Genomic DNA, 16,313 nt, shown 5'->3' with positions numbered 1-16,313 from the left:
GAATTACAGATCGGGCAGCTCCTGCGCTGCTTCTCCCCATCCCTGAAGCGCGCGCGATGTTGCGCGTTCGATGAGCTCGGCGGCGTCGCGGATCGACCAGCGCTTTGGCGTGTCGATCTCGCGCAACTCGCTCCAGGTGACCGGGGCCGCCACCGGCGCGCCTTCGCGGGCGCGGGCGACATAAGGGAGCACGGCGGTGCTGCCACGCTGGTTGCGCAAATAATCGAGGAAGATCTTGCCCTTGCGCGTGGCCTTTTTGAGATTGGCGGTGAAGCGATCGGGCTCGGCCTGGGCCAGCGCCCGCGCAAAGCGCTCAGCAAAGGATTTGACCTCAGGCCATTCGGCGCGCGGGACCAGCGGCACGACGACATGCATGCCCTTGCCGCCCGAGAGCAAAGGCCAGCTGGTCAGGCCGATATCGGCCAGATGCTCCTTGATGTCGAAGGTGGCCTTTTTGACCGCTTCGAAATCGAGCCCCTCATCGGGATCGAGATCGAAGACCATGCGATCGGGCTTCTCGATGTCCGCGACCGACGAGCCCCAGCCGTGAAACTCGATCGTGCCCATCTGGACGCAGGTGAGGATGCCGTCCGCATCGTCGACATAGAGATAGGGTTCGACCGAGCCATCCTTCTCGCGGATGTCGACATGCTTCACATGCTCGCCAAACGATCCGGCATCGTGCTTCTGGAAGAAGCAATATTTGGCGCGGCCCTGCGGACAGCGGACCAGGCTGATCGGGCGGTTGGCGAGCCAGCGCAAGGCGATCGGCGCGACCGCGGCGTAATAGGCGGCGAGATCGCCCTTGGTGAGGCCGGATTCGGGATAGATCACCCGGTCCGGATTGGTGATCTTTACCTTGCTTTCTGGCGCATCGGGGAGCGGCGCGGGCATTTCGGCGACCACATCCTTCGCCTTCTTGTCTTCGCGCAGGGCGATGAAGCTGGCGTGGCGGACGACCTTGTCGGCGGTAAATTCGGCGAAGGCGACCTCGGCGACGAGCACGGGCTTGATCCACTGCGCGCCGCGCGCCTCGGGCCGGGGCACGGCGGCGGCGGGCTTTTCGGTCGCGAGCTTGTCGAAGCGTTCGCGCAGATCCTGGAGCGTCCGCTGGTTGAAGCCGGTGCCGACCTTGCCGGCATAGCGGAGGCCGTCGGGGCCGTTGAGCCCGAGCAGCAGCGAGCGGAAGCCCCGCCCCTTCGCGGCGGAGGACACCCAGCCGAGGATCACAAATTCCTGGCGGCGGATGCACTTGGTCTTGAGCCAGCTCCTGGTGCGGGCACCACGATAGGGCGCATCGGCACGCTTCGAAACGACGCCCTCATAGCCCTCCCGGCACATCGTCTCGAACAGCTTCTCGCCGGCACCCTGGATATGCTCGGAGAACTGGATGCGATCGTCGACACCTTCGAGCAGGGCGCGGAGGCGCTCCTTGCGGGCAAGCTGCGGCTGGCCGGTCAGATCCTCGCTGCGATCCTCCAGCAGATCGAAGGCGAAAAAGGTGAGCCCCTCGCCGCCGTTCGAGATAGCATCCTGCAGCGTCGAAAAATCGGGCTTGCCGTGCTTATAGGCGACGATCTCGCCGTCGAGCAGCGCCGGGCCGGGGAGCGTGGCGGCGGCCTGGGCGATGCCGGGGAATCTGTCGGTCCAGTCGAGCCCGGAGCGCGTGTAGATCTTCGGCCCCTTGCCGCCGAGCGCGATCAGGGCGCGATAGCCGTCATACTTGACCTCGTGGAGCCAGTTGTTCCCGGTGGGGACGGCGTCGACGAGCGTGGCGAGTTGGGGGGATTGGAACTTTGGCAATCCTCCCCCGCAGGGGGAGGACCTTTTTGGGTTTCGCCCCCTCCTCAATCTCTGCCATCGTCCGGCCGGTCTTCACGCTCGTGAGACCCGTCTCGACGAGAAAGTCGGTAGCGCCAGCAGCTTCGTCGTCGATCTTGCGGAGCAGCCAGTTCTCGGCCTTTTCCTTGGCGCGCGGCTTGAGGCGGATGAGCAGCCATTCGCCCTGCATGCGGACGCCGTGAAGGCGGAAGTGGAGATGGCCCTTCTCCAGATCCTTGGCGCTCTTGCCCGCGACAGGCTCCCATACGCCATCGTCCCACAGCATCACCGTGCCGCCGCCATATTGGCCCTTGGGGATCGTGCCCTCGAAATCGGCATAGCTGAGCGGGTGATCCTCGGTGCGCACCGCGAGCCGCTTCTCGGCGGGATCGAGGCTGGGGCCACGCGTCACCGCCCAGCTTTTGAGCACGCCGTCCACCTCCAGGCGGAAGTCCCAGTGGAGGCGCGAGGCGTCGTGCTTCTGGACGATGAAGCGATTGCCCTTCCCGCGCCCCACCTTGCCCGCCGGCTCGGCGGTCAGCGCGAAATCGCGCTTGGCGTTGTAGCGCGCGAGGGGATCGGGCTTGGCCATCGCTATCTCCGGGCACCCCGAGAAGAAGAAGCGGGATCCCCGCTTTCGCGGGGATGACGGAGGAAGAGCTCAGGCACGCTTCTTCGCCGGGGCCTTTTTCGCAGCGGGTTTGGCGGGTGCCGCCTTGGCGGCGGGCTTCTTCGCCGGGGCGCTGCCGCCCTTCTCCAGCGACTTCTTGAGCGCCGCCATCAGATCGACGACGTTCGAGCCGCGGGCGTTGCGGCCATCATCCTTATCCTCGATGATCTTCTTGCCTTTGGCCTTCTTCTTGCGCTCGATCAGATCCTTGAGCGCATCGACATAGCGATCGTGGAAGCCCTTGGGATCAAACTTGGTAACCTTCTTCTCGATCAGGCTTTGCGCGAGGCCGAGCAGTTCGGGATCGGGCTCGCTGTCCGGAATATCGCGGAAATAGCCCTGCGCCTTGTTGACCTCATCGGCATAACGCAACGTCTCCAGCACCATCCCCCGCCCGCAAGGCTTGAGGCTCACGACATACTCTCGCCCCCGCATGGCGAGCTGGCCCAGCCCCACCTTGCGGCTGCGGCGCAAAGCCTCGCGCAACACGATGAAAGCCTCTTCGGCGAGGTCGTCAGCCGGCACGACGAAATAGGGCTTCTCGTAATAAAGCACGTCGATCTCATCGGCATCGACGAACTGGGTGAGCTCGAGCGTCTTCTTCGATTCTAGCTTCACCGCATCGATCTCGTCCTGTTCGAGAAGGACATATTCGCCCTTCTCGACCTCATAGCCCTTGACGATCTCGTCAGGCTCGACCGCGCCGACGCCGGGCGCGACCTTTTCATATTTGATTCGCTTGCCGCTCGGCTCGTGGATCTGGTGGAAGGCGATCTGCGCTCCCGATTTGGTAGCGCTGTAGATCTCGACCGGGATCGAGACGAGCGCCAACCTGATCTGTCCCTGCCAATAGGCGCGCGCGGCCATGACGAGTTCCTTCGTTGCGAAGCCGATTCAAATCCCGAGGCTGGGAGTCGTTCCGATCCTTCGCTAAAGGGCGAGGCATGATCACCGATCCCTTTGCGCTGTTCGACGACTGGTATGCCGAGGCACGCGCATCCGAACCCAATGATTCCAACGCGATGGCGCTTGCGACGGTGGGCCTCGACGGACAGCCTTCGGTGCGGATGGTGCTGCTGAAGGGGCATGGCCCCGGCGGCTTCGTCTTTTACACCAACCGCGAGGGGCGCAAGGCTGCGGAACTGGCGGCGACGCCCAAGGCCGCATTGCTGTTTCACTGGAAATCGCTGCGCCGCCAGATTCGCATCGAAGGCGCGGTGACCCTGGCCAGCGACGCCGAGAGCGACGCCTATTTCGCCTCGCGCAGCCGCGATTCGCAGCTGGGGGCATGGGCTTCGGACCAGTCCCGCCCGCTGGCCGACCGCGCAACCTTCGAGGCGCGCTATGAGGAAGTGCGCTCACGCTTCGAGGGCGACGGCGTGCCGCGCCCGCCGCATTGGGGCGGGTATCGTGTCACTCCGGACCGCCTCGAATTCTGGCAGGACCGCGCCCACCGCCTGCACGAACGCCGGGTCTTCACTCGCAACGGCGACAGCTGGAGTGAAGGGCTGCTCTACCCGTGAGCAACCTGGCGCACCGCGCGGCGCTGGCGAGCGTCTCGGTCGCAGTCCTGCTCGGCAGCCTCAAGGGCTGGGCGGCGTGGACCACCGGATCGGTCGCGGTGCTCGCGAGCCTGGCCGACAGCGCGCTCGATCTCGTCGCATCGCTGGTTACGCTGGCGGGCGTCTATTGGGCGGCGCAGCCCGCCGACGACAAGCATCGCTTCGGGCACGGCAAGGCCGAGGCGCTGGCGGCGCTGTTTCAGGTTGTCGTCATCACGATCTCGGGGCTCGCCATCCTGGTGAGGGCGATCGACAATCTGCGCGATCCCGGGCCGACCGCGAGCCCCGAATATGGCATCGGTGTCTCTGCCATTGCGATCCTCGTCACGCTGGCGCTGACTGCCTATCAGCGCTCGGTAATCCGGCGGACCAAGTCGATCGCAATCGGCACCGATCATCTCCATTATGCGTCGGATCTGTATCTCAACGCCTCGGTGATCATCGCCCTGGTGCTGGATTCCTATCTCGGCCTGACGGGCGCCGACGCTGTGTTCGGCGTGGGAATCGCGCTGTGGCTGTTGTTCGGCGCTTGGCGGGCGAGCGAGGCTGCGATCGACCAGTTGATGGACAAGGAATGGCCCGAGGAAAAGCGCCGGGCGTTCGTCGAGGTGGCGGCGGGGCATCCCGAGCTTAAAAGCCTGCACGACCTGCGCACGCGGACCAGCGGAGCGCGGGATTTCGTGCAGTTTCACGTCGCGATGGACCCGAAGATGACGATCCTGGCCGCGCATGACGTGGTCGAGCGGCTGGAAGCCGAACTCGCAGCGGAATTTCCCGGCACCGAGATCCTTATCCATATCGATCCGGAGGGCCAGATCGACGAACCCGGCAACCCGATGGCTGAGGCCGATTTGCTCAAGGAAATACCATGAAGCTCCCCTTCGCCCAGATCGACGCGTTCGCCGACCGTCCGTTCGCCGGGAACCAGGCCGCCGTGATGCCACTAGAGGCATGGCTCGACGACACGGTGCTCCAGGCGATCGCGGAAGAGAATAACCTGGCCGAAACCGCCTTCATCATCCCCGATGCGAGCGGGGAGGCGGACTATGAACTGCGCTGGTTCACCCCGGCAGTCGAAGTCGCTTTGTGCGGCCATGCGACGCTGGCGAGCGGCCATTATATCCTTTCCGCGCAGCAGGATCGCGACCTTGTCCGCTTCCGCACGCGCAAGGCCGGGGTGCTGGAAGTCGCGCGGCATGGCGATGGCTATCTGATGGCGCTGCCGGCCTACCCGCCCCAACCCGCCGAGTTGCCCGGGCTGCGCGCGGCGCTGGGCATCACTGCGGGCGAGACGCTGCGTCATTCCAATGGCTATGATCTGACCGTGCTGGAAAGCGCCGAAGCGGTGCTCGCGCTGAGGCCCGATTTCCGCGCGCTCGCCGCGCTCGGCGATACACTTAACATCGTCACCGCGCCCGGCAGGGACACCGACGTCGTCAGCCGCGTCTTCGCGCCCGCCGCCGGGATCGACGAGGATCCGGTGACGGGATCGGCGCATTCGGTGCTGGTACCCTATTGGGCTGCGCGACTGGGGCGCAACCGGTTCAGCGCCTTTCAGGCGAGCAAGCGCGGCGGGCGCGTCGAATGCGAGCTGGACGGTGATCGCGCGATCCTCGGCGGCACCTGCGTTACCGTGATCGAGGGTGTGTTCGTGCTGTAGCTAGAGCGCCTGATGCGCGTAGCTTAGAATGCGGGCGACCCGCCAATCATCTGGACTCTTTTTCCATAGCTGGACGAAGCGCGCCTTGCCGACCAGCTTTTCCGGGCCATCGCCCTTGCGCTCGTAAAAGAGGTGTTCGCCTTCCTCGATCGCACCATAGCCGGGCACCGGTTCGACCCGTAGTGTCTCCGGCAGCAGCGCGCGGCGGCTGCGCCAGGCGTCGGATGCTTTTTTCGCCTCGCACTGCTTGGCGTACATCGCCACGAATGCCGCACCATTTGTCGCCACCACACCGTCGCGATCATGGTACATTTCGAAATCGGGCGTCACCAGCGATGCCAGCCTGACCGGATCGCACCGCTCGAAGAAGATCTCGAACAACGCGGCGTCCGCGGCCGATATCTCTTCACGCAGCGTCGGCGTTGCTTGACCCAGAAAGAGCGCCAGGGCGGCGGATAGCGACATCAGGAACTCCTCATGTGTATTATTATACTAATACACATGAGAATCGGCGCTGGCAACGGCCAGGTGGCGGTGGTCAGCTCGCTACCAACTCCGCGCGCTCGGTCTCGGCGATCCAGCCGCCGCCGAGTACCCGGTCGCCCGCATAGAGCACCGCCGCCTGCCCCGGCGCGACGCCATATTCGGGGGTTTCGAACACCACCCGATCCCCTTGGAGCCGCACCGGAACAGGCTTTGCCAGCGAGCGGACCTTGGCGGTGACCTGGCCTTCAAAGCCTTCGCCGATCCAGTTCACCCCCTCGATGCGCGCCGCGCGGACGGCGAGCGCTGCTTTGGGGCCGACGATCAGGCGGCGGGTCGCGGGCTCGAGCCGCAGCACGTAAAGCGGCTCGGGCGTTCCGCCGATCTCGATGCCGCGGCGCTGGCCCACGGTGAAGTGGATCAGCCCCTTGTGCCGGCCAAGCACCCTGCCCGCTTCATCGACGATATCGCCGCCGATATCGGCCTCGGGCCGCAATTTCTTGACCAAGGAGGCATAGTCACCGTCCGGCACGAAGCAGATATCCTGGCTGTCGGGCTTGCCGGAGACGCTCAGTCCGAATTCCGCCGCAAGCTCGCGCACACGCGCCTTGGGAAGCCCGCCCAGCGGGAAGCGCAGATAATCGAGCTGGTCGCTCGTCGTGGCGAACAGGAAATAGCTCTGGTCGCGCGCCGGATCGACCGCGCGGTGCAGTTCGGCGCCGTGCTCGCCTATCACCCGGCGGACATAATGGCCGGTGGCGAGACAATCCGCGCCCAGATCGCGCGCGAGCTTGAACAGATCGGTGAATTTCGGCCCCATATTGCACTTTACGCAGGGGATCGGCGTGCGCCCGGCCATATATTCATCGGCGAAATCGTCGATCACGGTCTCGCGGAAGCTCGATTCGTGATCGAAGACATAATGCGCGATGCCAAGCCGGTCGCACACCGCGCGTGCATCGCGGATGTCGCGCCCCGCGCAGCACGAACCGGCGCGGCCCTCTGCCTCGCCATGGTGGTAGAGCTGGAGCGTCACCCCGATTGTCTCCGCACCGGTCTGCGCGGCGAGCGCGGCCACCACCGACGAATCGACGCCGCCCGACATGGCGACGACGATCCGCCGCTTCGCAAGCGGCCCTTCGAGCTGGAAATCGGCTGAGGTCATTGCCGCCGCCCCATAACGGGACTGGAAGTTAAGCGCTAGTTTTCCCGGCCTTTACCGACCCTTTAGCACTCGGCGCTAAGCCAGACATCCGACGTAGCGATTTCGGGTGTGTATTTGTGGATTTGAGTTTTGCCAGGCTGGATCGGGATGTGGCGGTTACCGCCATGCCGATCGACCTTGCCATCCTTCTGGTAGGCGTTGCGGCGCGTCAGGCGGCGAGCCCCACGGCCCGTGCACAGGCGCGGCTGGGCGCGTTGCTGCCGGTCGATGCACTGCTGGCTCCCGTCCACGGCGCATTCCACCATGCTGCGGCGCTGGCGCTTACGCGCTGGCAACGCAGATGAAGACGAAATTTACCCTGACGCTTCAAGGGATGTTCAAGCCCTTTTGGTATTGTCGTTACACAGTTTGAGTAATGGGGGCCCCCCGCCCCAAAAAGAGGTCCAATGATCGAGAACCAGAAGATCCGCCCCGCGAAAGTCATTGGTCCGCTTGGCGAGCCGCTGACGATCGACACGCTGCCCCCGCCGGAGACGACGCGCTGGGTCGTGCGCCGCAAGGCGGAGGTAGTGGCTGCGGTCAATGGCGGCCTGCTCAGCGTGGACGAAGTCTGCGAGCGCTACGGTCTTACCGTGGAAGAATTCGCCAGCTGGCAGCGGGCGATCGATCGATCGGGCATGCCCGGCCTGCGCGTCACGCGCATCCAGCATTACCGCTCGCTCTACGAGCGCCAACAAAAATATTGAGGCTTCTCCCAAGGAGCGAAGCGGCCCGCCTTCCCCCTCCCGGAAGGCGGGCCGTTTGGTATCTGACGCACTGGTTTCGCACCGCTGCGCAAATTCGATACGGAACCAATATGAGCGGTCGCTCATTTGTCCCCTAGTCGCCCGGCCCGCCGGGTAGCTCAAGAAACGGAGGGACTTATGGGACTTATCGTATGGCTCGTGGTCGGCGGCGTCGTCGGCTGGCTCGCTAGCATCGTGATGCGCACCGACGGGCAGCAGGGCATCTTCCTGAACGTCATCGTCGGTATCGTTGGCGCCTTTATCGGCGGGCTGCTGTTCGGCGCGAACATCAATAGCGGCGTGATCACGCCTACCACCTTCCTGGTGTCGCTGGTTGGCGCGATCGTGCTGCTTGCGATTGTCAATCTCGTCCGTCGCGGCACCGTCCGCTAAGACGAAACCTTAGAAAAAAGGGGCCGCTCCGCAGCGCCGGGGCGGCCCCTTTTTTTCACCTATTTGAGCAGGAATCGAACCGACAGGGTGACGCTCAGTTGCTGTTCACCTGCCACCACCTGCGTATCGGCTGCGGATTCGGCCTTGCCAGCGCGGAATGCCATCACGGGCATGGGCGGCGGCATCGCGCCGTTTTCCGAAATGGTCAGGATGCGATCGACCCGCAGGCCCGCCGCGTTCGCGTAAAGCGTGGCGCGGGCGCGCGCCCTGGCGATCGCGTCGGTGCGCGCCTCGTCCAGCGCTGCCTCCGGCTTGTCGACGGTCAGGTTGGGGCCTGAAATATTGTTCGCGCCCTGCTTCACCAGCGTATCCAGAATCGCTCCGCTCTTCGCGATGTCGCGAAAGCGAATCGAGACCTGGTTCGACGCCTGGTATCCGGTGAGGACCGGCGGCTGATTATTCTCGTAGCGATATTGCGGGCTGAGCGAGATCGACGCGGTCTGCATATCTCGCTCGGCCACGCCCGCCCCGCGCAGCGCTGCAAGCACCGCGGCCATGCGTGTGCTGTTCTGCGCCATCGCCGCGGCTGCGGTGGTCGCCTGGGTGACGACGCCCGCCTGAATCACCGCCACATCGGGAACGCGCGTGCTGACGCCCTCGGCCGAAACCTCGAGCACCGTTCCGTCCACCGCCGCCAGCCGCACCTCCTGCGCTGCGGCTGGCAATGCGCTGGCGGCCAGGATGGCGCCACCGATACACGCTGTGCGAATCATGTCTTCACTCCAGAAACAATTGTCCCGCGCCCGGCATGCCGGACGCGGGACAAATGAAAGCTGAACGAGCGATCCGCTCAGACGCGCTTCGCCATCACCAGTCGATAGAGCGCAAGCAGCACGACGGAGCCGACGGTTGCCGCCGCATATGCCTTCCAGCTGGCGTCGGTCACGACGATGCCAAGCATCGGCGTAAGATAAAAGGCGGCGAGCGCGCCAACGATACCGATCAGGATAGTAACGATGATGCCGCCCGGATCCTTGCCCGGCATGATCAGCTTGCCCAGAGCGCCTGCCACCAGACCGATCAGCAGCCACTGAATGATACCTTCAGGCATATTTTCCTCCTGTTTGGGCCCGTCGCGGCGAGCCTGTGCAAAAGGTTGCCCGATGACAGGCCCAATGCAACCCGTTTCTTCGGGGCAACGATCCGGACACTTGCGGAAAAAGGCCGAAAAGCGCATTGCCACACCGAGTTGCCAATGGCTCTTGCCGCTGGTGAGTTATTCATCTAATACAGCATGTATTCGGGGGACCCGCGCCGGGGCCGCAACGAGACACGCATGAATTACGAGGCCAAGATGTTCGGACGGCAGGATCGCCTGGAATTTAGCGGGGACGAAGGCACGCGTAAAAGCCGACGCTGGATCTGGATCACGCTGGGCGTGATCGTGGCCGCGGGCGTGCTGGCCTTCTTCCTGATGGGCCGCAGCGGCGGCGCGGAAAAGGCCGCGAGCCCCACCGGCGCCGCCGGAAAGGACGGCCGTTCGCAGCTTCCCACCGTAACCGTGATCAGCCCCGGCCGATCGACCGTCGCAACGATCATCACCGGCACCGGCACGCTGGCAGCGCGCCGTGAGATGCCGGTCGGTGTCGCGGGCGAAGGCGGGATGGTAACGCGCGTTCTGGTTGAACCCGGCAGCTGGGTCTCGGCGGGGCAGGTGCTCGCCACCGTCGATCGCTCGGTTCAGTCTCAGACCGCCGAATCGCTCGCGGCCTCGGTGCGTGTCGCCGAAGCGGATGCCCGGCTGGCCCAGTCCGAACTCGAGCGCGCGCAGAAGCTGGTCAGCGGCGGCTTCATTTCCAAGGCCGATATCGATCGCAAGACCGCGACTCGCGACCAGGCCAATGCCCGCGTCCGGGTAGCGCGCGCACAGTTTGCCGAGACGGCTGCGCGCAACCGCCGCCTCGACATTCGCGCGCCGGCGGCGGGGCTGGTGCTCACCCGCGGCGTCGAGCCTGGCCAGATCGTCAGCTCGGGCAGCGGCGTGCTGTTCCGCCTCGCAATGGGCGGACAGATGGAACTCCGTACCCAGCTCGCCGAATCGGACCTGCAGAAGATCCATGCCGGCGTTCAGGCGGAAGTGACTCCGACTGGATCGGCCAAGGTGTTCAAGGGCGAAGTGTGGCAGGTCTCACCGGTCATCGACCCGCAGAACCGCCAGGGCATTGCCCGCGTGGCGCTGTCCTATGATCCCGCGCTGCGGCCCGGCGGCTTCGCCAGCGCGCGCATCACCGCAGGCGCGGTGACCGCAGTGATGCTGCCCCAGTCCGCGGTGCAGAGCGATAATGGCGGTAATTACGTCTACGTCATCGACGCCAAGGACCAGGCCGTTCGCGTGCCGGTCAAGACCGGCGAAGTGACGGAGACCGGCGTGGCGATCACATCGGGGCTGACGGGCAATGAGCGCGTTGTCGCCACCGCCGGCGCCTTCCTGACGCCGGGCCAGAAGGTCAAGCCCCAGCTCCAGGCCAAATAAGGACCACGCGCGATGAGCTTTCGCAACATATCCGCCTGGAGCATCCGCAACCCGGTGCCGCCCATCGTGCTGTTCGTCGCCCTGACGATCGCAGGATTGGTCAGCTTCATGCGGATGGACGTGAACAACAACCCGGACATCGACTTTCCGGTCGTCTGGGTGAGCGTCAGCCAGCCGGGCGCCGCCCCCTCCGAGCTCGAGACGCAGGTGACCCAGAAGGTCGAGGCCGCAGTCCGTAGCCTTCAGGGCATCGACCAGATCGAAAGCTTCGCCAGCGAAGGCAATTCGCAGACCGTGATCCAGCTCGCGATCGGCACGCCGATCGATCGCGCCGTCACCGACGTTCGCGATGCCATCTCGCAGATTCGCGGCGACCTGCCCGACGGCATCCTCGAACCGCAGGTGGGCCGCGTCGACAGCGCCTCGCAGAACGAAGTCGCCAGCTTCACCGCCATCGCCACCGATATGACGATGGAGGAGCTGAGCTGGTACGTCGACAATACCGTATCCAAGGAACTGCTCGGCATTTCGGGCACGGCGGGCGTAAGCCGCAACGGCGGCGTCAACCGCGAGATCCGCGTGATCCTCGATCTGCCCAAGCTGCAGTCGCTGGGCATCACCGCGAGCCAGGTCAACCAGCAGCTGCGCCAGACCAATCTGAACGCGGCGGGCGGCAAGGCGCAGATTTCGGGTTCCGAGCAATCGGTGCGCGTGCTCGGCAACGCCAGGAGCGCCTATGACCTGGGCCAGACCCAGATCGCCGTGGGCGGCGGACGCACTGTTCGCCTTGCCGATATAGCGCAGGTGAAGGACCTCTACGCCGAACAGACCTCGTTCGCGCGCTTCGACGGCCAGCAGGTGCTGACCTTCGACGTCACGCGCGCGCAGGGCGCTTCGGACGTCACGATCTATCACGAGATCGAAAAGAAGCTGAAGGGGCTGGAGGAGCGCTATCCCAAGGTGCGCTTCGAGCTGCTCGACGCCAGCACCGCCAAATATGCCGAGGCGCAATATCACACCGCCATGGAAGCACTGTTCGAAGGCGCGGCGCTTGCGGTGATCGTGGTCTTCATCTTCCTGCGCGACTGGCGCGCGACGCTTATCTCGGCGCTGGCCATCCCGCTCTCGGCCATCCCCAGCTTCTGGTTCATGGATCTGATGGGGTTCACCCTCAACCAGATGACGCTGCTTGCGCTCAGCCTGGTCGCCGGCGTGCTCGTCGATGACGCGATCGTGGAGATCGAGAATATCGTGCGCCACATGCGGATGGGCAAATCCGCCTATCAGGCATCGATCGACGCGGCCGACGAGATCGGCCTGGCGGTGCTCGCCACCACCATGTCGATCGTCGCGGTGTTCCTGCCCGTCGGCCTGATGCCGGGCGTGTCGGGTCAGTTCTTCAAGAATTTCGGCCTTACCGTCGTCGCCGCCGTGCTGATGAGCCTTGCCGTCGCGCGCATGCTCACGCCGATGATCGCGGCCTATTTCCTGAAGGCGCATGGCCATGCCGAACATGGCGGCGGGCGCATCATGGACATTTACATGAAGGTGCTGCGCTGGACGCTGATGCATCGCTGGTCGGCGATCGTCGGCGGCGGCATAGCCTTTGGCCTGACGATCATGTTCTTCGCGATCCTGCCGAGCACGTTCCAGCCGACGCAGGATCAGGACAGCGTGCAGGCCAATATCGAGATGGCGCCGGGCACCTCGCTCGAGCGCACCGATGTGGTGGTGACCAACGTCGCCAATATCCTGCGCGAACAACCCCAGGTGCGCAGCGTCTATGCGCGCACGTTCGTGGGCAATGGCCGCGTCACCGCGCTGCTCCAGGAAAAGCGCGACATGACGAGCGACCAGTTCCAGAAGGCGCTGGCTGGCAGGCTCGCCGCGATCCCCGACGCCCGCGTGACGTTCCGCGCCCAGGGCGGCTGGGGATCGGGCGGCCGCGATCTTTCGATCGTGCTGGGCGGCGAGGATCCGGAACTGCTGAGCAAGACCGCGAACCAGCTCGTCACCGAGATGGCCGGGCTCAGCACCGTGGTCGCGCCGCGTGTCTCGGGCGATCTCCAGCGCCCCGAGATCATCATCAAGCCGCGGCTCGATCTCGCCGCAAATCTGGGCGTGACGACGCAGGCGCTGAGCCAGGCGATCCGTATCGCGACCTTGGGCGACATCACGCAGAACAGCGCAAAATTCTCGCTGTCCGATCGCCAGATCCCCATTCGGGTGGCGATTGCTGAGGATGCGCGCACCAAGCTCTCGACGCTCCAGACGCTGCCAGTGGCGACGCAGACCGGCGGTTCCGTGCCGCTCGGCGTGGTCGCCGATATCGGCTTCGGCGCAGGCCCGACGCGCATCCAGCGCCTCAACCAGCAGCGCCGCCTTGTCGTCGGCGCTGATCTCGCGGTCGATCCCAAGACGGGCAAGCCATTCGTCTCGGGTGAGGCGGACAAGCAGATCAAGGCGCTCCCGACGATGAAGAACCTGCCCATGGGAGTTCAGGAGCTCAAGGTCGGCCAGGCCAAGTGGCAGGCGGAGATGATCCAGAACTTCATCGTCGCGGTGCTCGCCGGCACGATGCTCGTCTTCGCGGTGCTGGTGCTGCTCTATCGCCGCTTCATGTCGCCGCTGGTGAACATGGGGTCGCTGCTCCTCGCACCGCTCGGCGGTCTGATTGCGCTGTGGATCACGGGGCATCCGATCTCGATGCCGGTCTATATCGGCATGCTGATGCTGCTCGGCATCGTCGCGAAAAACTCGATCCTGCTGATCGATTTCGCGATCGAGGAGATGAACAAGGGCGTCGACAAGTTCACCGCCGTTCTCGACGCGGGGCACAAGCGCGCCCAGCCGATCGTGATGACCACGGTCGCGATGGTCGCGGGCATGATCCCCACGGCGATCGGCTCGGGCGACGCGTCATGGCGCGCGCCGATGGGCATTGTCGTGATCGGCGGCCTGATCCTCTCGACCGCGCTCACGCTGGTGATCGTGCCGGCGAGCTTCAGCCTGGCGACCGGCCTGGAAACCTGGCTTGGGCCGCGCCTGTCGCGCCGCCTGCTCACCTATCGTCCGGGCGATGATGGCAGCCGCGTGATCGGGCAGGATGGCAAGGGCGGCATGATCGACCACAGGCCTGGGGACGACGTGCCGCAGCCGGCCGAGTGAACCCAAAGCCATTTCGTGTATTGGGAAGCGTGTGATCACGCGCGCTTCCCGCCCCACCGAGCCAGTAGCCCCCGGCCTGCGCCGCATGCGCTGGGTCGCGACCGGACTGCTGGTCGCGATGGCCGCGCTGTTTCTCGCCGCCCGCGCGCTGGTCGATGTGCACCCCGCCATCGGCTATGTCCGCGCCTTTGCCGAGGCGGCGATGGTGGGCGGGCTGGCGGACTGGTTCGCGGTCACCGCCTTGTTTCGCCATCCGCTGCGGCTGCCGATACCGCACACCGCGATCATCCCGCGCAACAAGGATCGGATCGCAGGCACGCTCGCCCAGTTCCTCCGCGATAATTTCCTGACCCCTGCAGTGGTCGCGCGCCGGATGCAGAAGCTCGACGTGGCGGGCGCGGCCGGGCGCTGGCTGGCCAATCCGCCCGCAGCGAACGGCCGCATCGGCAGCGGCGCGTCCCGCCTTTTCGCCGACATCCTCGAATCGCTCGATCAGGAGCGGCTGGGCGGCATGGCGAAGGGCGCGATCGCATCCCGGCTGCGCGCGCTCGAATTGTCCCCGCTTGCGGGTCAGGCGCTCGGCGCGGCGATCGCCAGCGACCGGCATCTGCCTTTGCTCGACGGGATGATCCACTGGGCCGCGCGGATTCTCGCCGCCAACGAGCATATGATCCGCGAGATGGTGCACCAGCGCTCAGGCTCGGTGATGCGCTGGACCGGGCTCGACGAGACGCTGGCCAACAAGATCATCGACGGGTTGCACAAGCTTCTCTTCGAAATGGCGGACGATCCGCATCACCCGCTCCGCGCCAAGGCGGAAGAGGGCCTTGCCCGGCTGGCGGACGACCTTCAGCACAAGCCCGAACTGCGCGAGCGGGTCGAGGCGTTCAAGGGCGAGCTGATCGAGAATCAGGCGTTTCAGCGCTGGATCGACGGGCTGTGGGAAATGAGCCGCGCCGCGTTGCTGCGCGTCGCGCGCGATCCCGAACGCGCGATGGCGGGCAAGATGGGCGAAGCGCTCCGCCAGTTCGGTACGACCTTGCAGACCGACCGGCGGCTGGCCGACACGATCAACCGCTTCGCCCGGCGCACTGCGGTCGGGGCGGCATCGGATTATGGCGATGGAATCGTCCGCCTGGTCTCCGATACGATCAAAGGCTGGGACGCCGAGACGGTGACCGGGCGGCTCGAAAACGCCGTCGGCCGTGACCTGCAATATATCCGGATCAACGGAACGCTGGTGGGCGGGCTGGTCGGCGTCGCGATCCATGCCGTGGATACTTTGTTCTAGAATCGTTTTCAGTTGAACGGCACCCGCTGCGCGCCGTTCTAGCGCCAGTCCAGCATCGGCCAGCCTTTCTCGGCGGCCAGCACCTTGAGCGGACCATGTGCGTTCACCGCAAAGCCCTCATCCGCCCAGCCGAGCAGCGGCGCGTCCGAAACATGATCCGAATATGCGCGGATATAGGCGCCGGTACGCTCGATCCGCTCCTGGTCCATCCAATCCAGAATCATGCGGAGCTTTGCGGGGCCGTAACAGTTATCGCCGTCGAGATCAGGGAGAATGCGCCCTTGCCCATCGCGTTTTGCCCGAGTGGCGACGACAGCATCGAAATCCAGGCGGCGCGCGATAGCGGCGGCGTAATAGCCGTGCGACGCCGTGGCCATGACCAGGGTATAGCCCGCCGCGCGATCCGCCGCGACCCGCTCGCGCGCGCCGTGGAGCACGCCATGCGTGGCCTCGGCATCGGCAAAGTCTTCGGCAAGCTGTTCCATCTCCGCTTCGGAGAGCGCTGCGCCCAGCATCAGACGCTGGGTAAACCGCTTGAGCCCGGCCCTGTCGGTGAGCTTCAACAGGTAGCCGAGTGCCGCCAGCCCGGCGATCGGATACAGCGCCAGCCGCCACGGCGCGCGGCCCCTGGCGGACGCCAGCAGGAAGCGCGTCCACGTCGCATCGCGCGTGATCGTCTTGTCCATGTCGTAGATCGCGAGGTGTCGCATTGGGACATGTAGGACGAGGCCATAAGGCCGCACCAGAGCAAATCCTTGCCGCAGAAGGGCGAATCGCGGAAA

General features: G+C 65.2%; 15 protein-coding genes and 1 pseudogene. 9 read left to right on the top strand and 7 right to left on the bottom strand.

Going from position 1 to position 16,313, the window contains the following annotated elements; all coding sequences use genetic code 11:
- Positions 1 to 3: 3 nt before the first annotated feature.
- Together ligD and ku are read right to left on the bottom strand one after the other, a co-directional pair.
- Positions 4 to 2,413, bottom strand: a pseudogene (ligD, locus tag SSO01S_RS14100) (DNA ligase D).
- 69 nt (positions 2,414 to 2,482) lie between these two features.
- Entirely contained in the window at positions 2,483 to 3,358 is an 876-nt protein-coding gene (gene ku / locus SSO01S_RS14095) for a non-homologous end joining protein Ku (protein ID WP_066799866.1), read from the bottom strand.
- A 77-nt stretch (positions 3,359 to 3,435) separates the two neighbouring features.
- Here ku and pdxH point away from each other — a divergent pair, with 77 nt between their 5' ends.
- Genes pdxH through SSO01S_RS14080 form a run of 3 tightly spaced genes read left to right on the top strand, consistent with a single transcriptional unit; the run spans position 3,436 to position 5,713 of the window.
- Positions 3,436 to 4,014 carry a pyridoxamine 5'-phosphate oxidase gene (gene pdxH / locus SSO01S_RS14090; RefSeq protein WP_066799864.1) on the top strand — a complete coding sequence of 193 codons (579 nt, stop codon included), beginning with the start codon at positions 3,436 to 3,438 and terminating at the stop codon, positions 4,012 to 4,014.
- Positions 4,011 to 4,925 (top strand): cation diffusion facilitator family transporter, encoded by a 915-nt coding sequence (locus SSO01S_RS14085; protein WP_066799861.1) that lies wholly within the window; start codon positions 4,011 to 4,013, stop codon positions 4,923 to 4,925. The genes pdxH and SSO01S_RS14085 overlap by 4 nt, the downstream gene beginning before the upstream one ends.
- Positions 4,922 to 5,713 (top strand): PhzF family phenazine biosynthesis protein, encoded by a 792-nt coding sequence (locus SSO01S_RS14080; protein WP_066799858.1) that lies wholly within the window; start codon positions 4,922 to 4,924, stop codon positions 5,711 to 5,713. Before SSO01S_RS14085 ends, SSO01S_RS14080 begins: the two co-directional genes overlap by 4 nt.
- Here SSO01S_RS14080 and SSO01S_RS14075 read toward each other — a convergent pair whose 3' ends face one another.
- Both SSO01S_RS14075 and mnmA read right to left on the bottom strand, forming a co-directional pair.
- Positions 5,714 to 6,178, bottom strand: a complete 465-nt coding sequence (locus SSO01S_RS14075) for a nuclear transport factor 2 family protein (protein WP_066799856.1) — start codon at positions 6,176 to 6,178, stop codon at positions 5,714 to 5,716.
- A 73-nt stretch (positions 6,179 to 6,251) separates the two neighbouring features.
- Complete coding sequence (mnmA, locus tag SSO01S_RS14070) at positions 6,252 to 7,361, bottom strand: tRNA 2-thiouridine(34) synthase MnmA (RefSeq protein WP_066799850.1); 1,110 nt, start codon at positions 7,359 to 7,361, stop codon at positions 6,252 to 6,254.
- A 164-nt stretch (positions 7,362 to 7,525) separates the two neighbouring features.
- Here mnmA and SSO01S_RS14065 point away from each other — a divergent pair, with 164 nt between their 5' ends.
- The 3 genes from SSO01S_RS14065 (at position 7,526) to SSO01S_RS14055 (ending at position 8,539) form a co-directional block, all read left to right on the top strand.
- Positions 7,526 to 7,705: a hypothetical protein gene (locus tag SSO01S_RS14065; RefSeq protein ID WP_083943105.1), complete on the top strand. Its 180-nt coding sequence runs from the start codon at positions 7,526 to 7,528 to the stop codon at positions 7,703 to 7,705.
- A gap of 102 nt (positions 7,706 to 7,807) precedes the next feature.
- On the top strand, positions 7,808 to 8,107 hold the full coding sequence (sciP, locus tag SSO01S_RS14060) for a CtrA inhibitor SciP (protein WP_066799844.1): 300 nt from the start codon (positions 7,808 to 7,810) through the stop codon (positions 8,105 to 8,107).
- A gap of 177 nt (positions 8,108 to 8,284) precedes the next feature.
- Positions 8,285 to 8,539 (top strand): GlsB/YeaQ/YmgE family stress response membrane protein, encoded by a 255-nt coding sequence (locus SSO01S_RS14055; RefSeq protein ID WP_066799842.1) that lies wholly within the window; start codon positions 8,285 to 8,287, stop codon positions 8,537 to 8,539.
- A 59-nt stretch (positions 8,540 to 8,598) separates the two neighbouring features.
- On the opposite strand, the gene SSO01S_RS14050 is transcribed toward SSO01S_RS14055, so the two are convergent.
- Together SSO01S_RS14050 and SSO01S_RS14045 are read right to left on the bottom strand one after the other, a co-directional pair.
- Positions 8,599 to 9,312, bottom strand: coding sequence for an SIMPL domain-containing protein (locus SSO01S_RS14050; RefSeq protein WP_066799840.1), 714 nt, complete (start codon positions 9,310 to 9,312; stop codon positions 8,599 to 8,601).
- 77 nt (positions 9,313 to 9,389) lie between these two features.
- Positions 9,390 to 9,650: a GlsB/YeaQ/YmgE family stress response membrane protein gene (locus tag SSO01S_RS14045; protein ID WP_066799838.1), complete on the bottom strand. Its 261-nt coding sequence runs from the start codon at positions 9,648 to 9,650 to the stop codon at positions 9,390 to 9,392.
- A gap of 225 nt (positions 9,651 to 9,875) precedes the next feature.
- Between SSO01S_RS14045 and SSO01S_RS14040 the strand changes: the two genes are divergently transcribed.
- From SSO01S_RS14040 to SSO01S_RS14030, 3 genes are all read left to right on the top strand, one after another.
- Positions 9,876 to 11,072 carry an efflux RND transporter periplasmic adaptor subunit gene (locus SSO01S_RS14040; RefSeq protein WP_066799836.1) on the top strand — a complete coding sequence of 399 codons (1,197 nt, stop codon included), beginning with the start codon at positions 9,876 to 9,878 and terminating at the stop codon, positions 11,070 to 11,072.
- Positions 11,073 to 11,084: 12 nt separating this feature from the next.
- A complete protein-coding gene (locus SSO01S_RS14035) occupies positions 11,085 to 14,240 on the top strand; it encodes an efflux RND transporter permease subunit (RefSeq protein ID WP_066799832.1) in 3,156 nt (1,051 codons plus the stop codon).
- Between the two features lie 85 nt (positions 14,241 to 14,325).
- Positions 14,326 to 15,531: a DUF445 domain-containing protein gene (locus SSO01S_RS14030; RefSeq protein ID WP_066799937.1), complete on the top strand. Its 1,206-nt coding sequence runs from the start codon at positions 14,326 to 14,328 to the stop codon at positions 15,529 to 15,531.
- Between the two features lie 38 nt (positions 15,532 to 15,569).
- On the opposite strand, the gene SSO01S_RS14025 is transcribed toward SSO01S_RS14030, so the two are convergent.
- The gene (locus SSO01S_RS14025) at positions 15,570 to 16,241 is read right to left on the bottom strand and encodes an HAD family hydrolase (RefSeq protein ID WP_066799934.1); all 672 of its coding nucleotides are present in this window, start codon (positions 16,239 to 16,241) and stop codon (positions 15,570 to 15,572) included.
- Positions 16,242 to 16,313: the final 72 nt, after the last annotated feature.

Source organism: Sphingomonas soli NBRC 100801 (assembly GCF_001591025.1).
Classification (GTDB): domain Bacteria; phylum Pseudomonadota; class Alphaproteobacteria; order Sphingomonadales; family Sphingomonadaceae; genus Sphingomonas; species Sphingomonas soli.
The sequence above is the reverse complement of the archived record's forward strand: the minus strand, read 5'-3'. Positions and strand labels throughout refer to the sequence as shown.

Coding starts and splice junctions, on each gene's coding strand:
- SSO01S_RS14025 (WP_066799934.1), bottom strand. CDS start 16,241: ATGCGACACCTCGCGATCTACGACATGGACAAGACGATCACGCGCGAT.
- mnmA (WP_066799850.1), bottom strand. CDS start 7,361: ATGACCTCAGCCGATTTCCAGCTCGAAGGGCCGCTTGCGAAGCGGCGG.
- SSO01S_RS14075 (WP_066799856.1), bottom strand. CDS start 6,178: ATGTCGCTATCCGCCGCCCTGGCGCTCTTTCTGGGTCAAGCAACGCCG.
- pdxH (WP_066799864.1), top strand. CDS start 3,436: ATGATCACCGATCCCTTTGCGCTGTTCGACGACTGGTATGCCGAGGCA.
- ku (WP_066799866.1), bottom strand. CDS start 3,358: ATGGCCGCGCGCGCCTATTGGCAGGGACAGATCAGGTTGGCGCTCGTC.
- SSO01S_RS14035 (WP_066799832.1), top strand. CDS start 11,085: ATGAGCTTTCGCAACATATCCGCCTGGAGCATCCGCAACCCGGTGCCG.
- SSO01S_RS14030 (WP_066799937.1), top strand. CDS start 14,326: ATGCGCTGGGTCGCGACCGGACTGCTGGTCGCGATGGCCGCGCTGTTT.
- SSO01S_RS14055 (WP_066799842.1), top strand. CDS start 8,285: ATGGGACTTATCGTATGGCTCGTGGTCGGCGGCGTCGTCGGCTGGCTC.
- SSO01S_RS14080 (WP_066799858.1), top strand. CDS start 4,922: ATGAAGCTCCCCTTCGCCCAGATCGACGCGTTCGCCGACCGTCCGTTC.
- SSO01S_RS14065 (WP_083943105.1), top strand. CDS start 7,526: ATGCCGATCGACCTTGCCATCCTTCTGGTAGGCGTTGCGGCGCGTCAG.
- SSO01S_RS14040 (WP_066799836.1), top strand. CDS start 9,876: ATGAATTACGAGGCCAAGATGTTCGGACGGCAGGATCGCCTGGAATTT.
- SSO01S_RS14045 (WP_066799838.1), bottom strand. CDS start 9,650: ATGCCTGAAGGTATCATTCAGTGGCTGCTGATCGGTCTGGTGGCAGGC.
- SSO01S_RS14050 (WP_066799840.1), bottom strand. CDS start 9,312: ATGATTCGCACAGCGTGTATCGGTGGCGCCATCCTGGCCGCCAGCGCA.
- sciP (WP_066799844.1), top strand. CDS start 7,808: ATGATCGAGAACCAGAAGATCCGCCCCGCGAAAGTCATTGGTCCGCTT.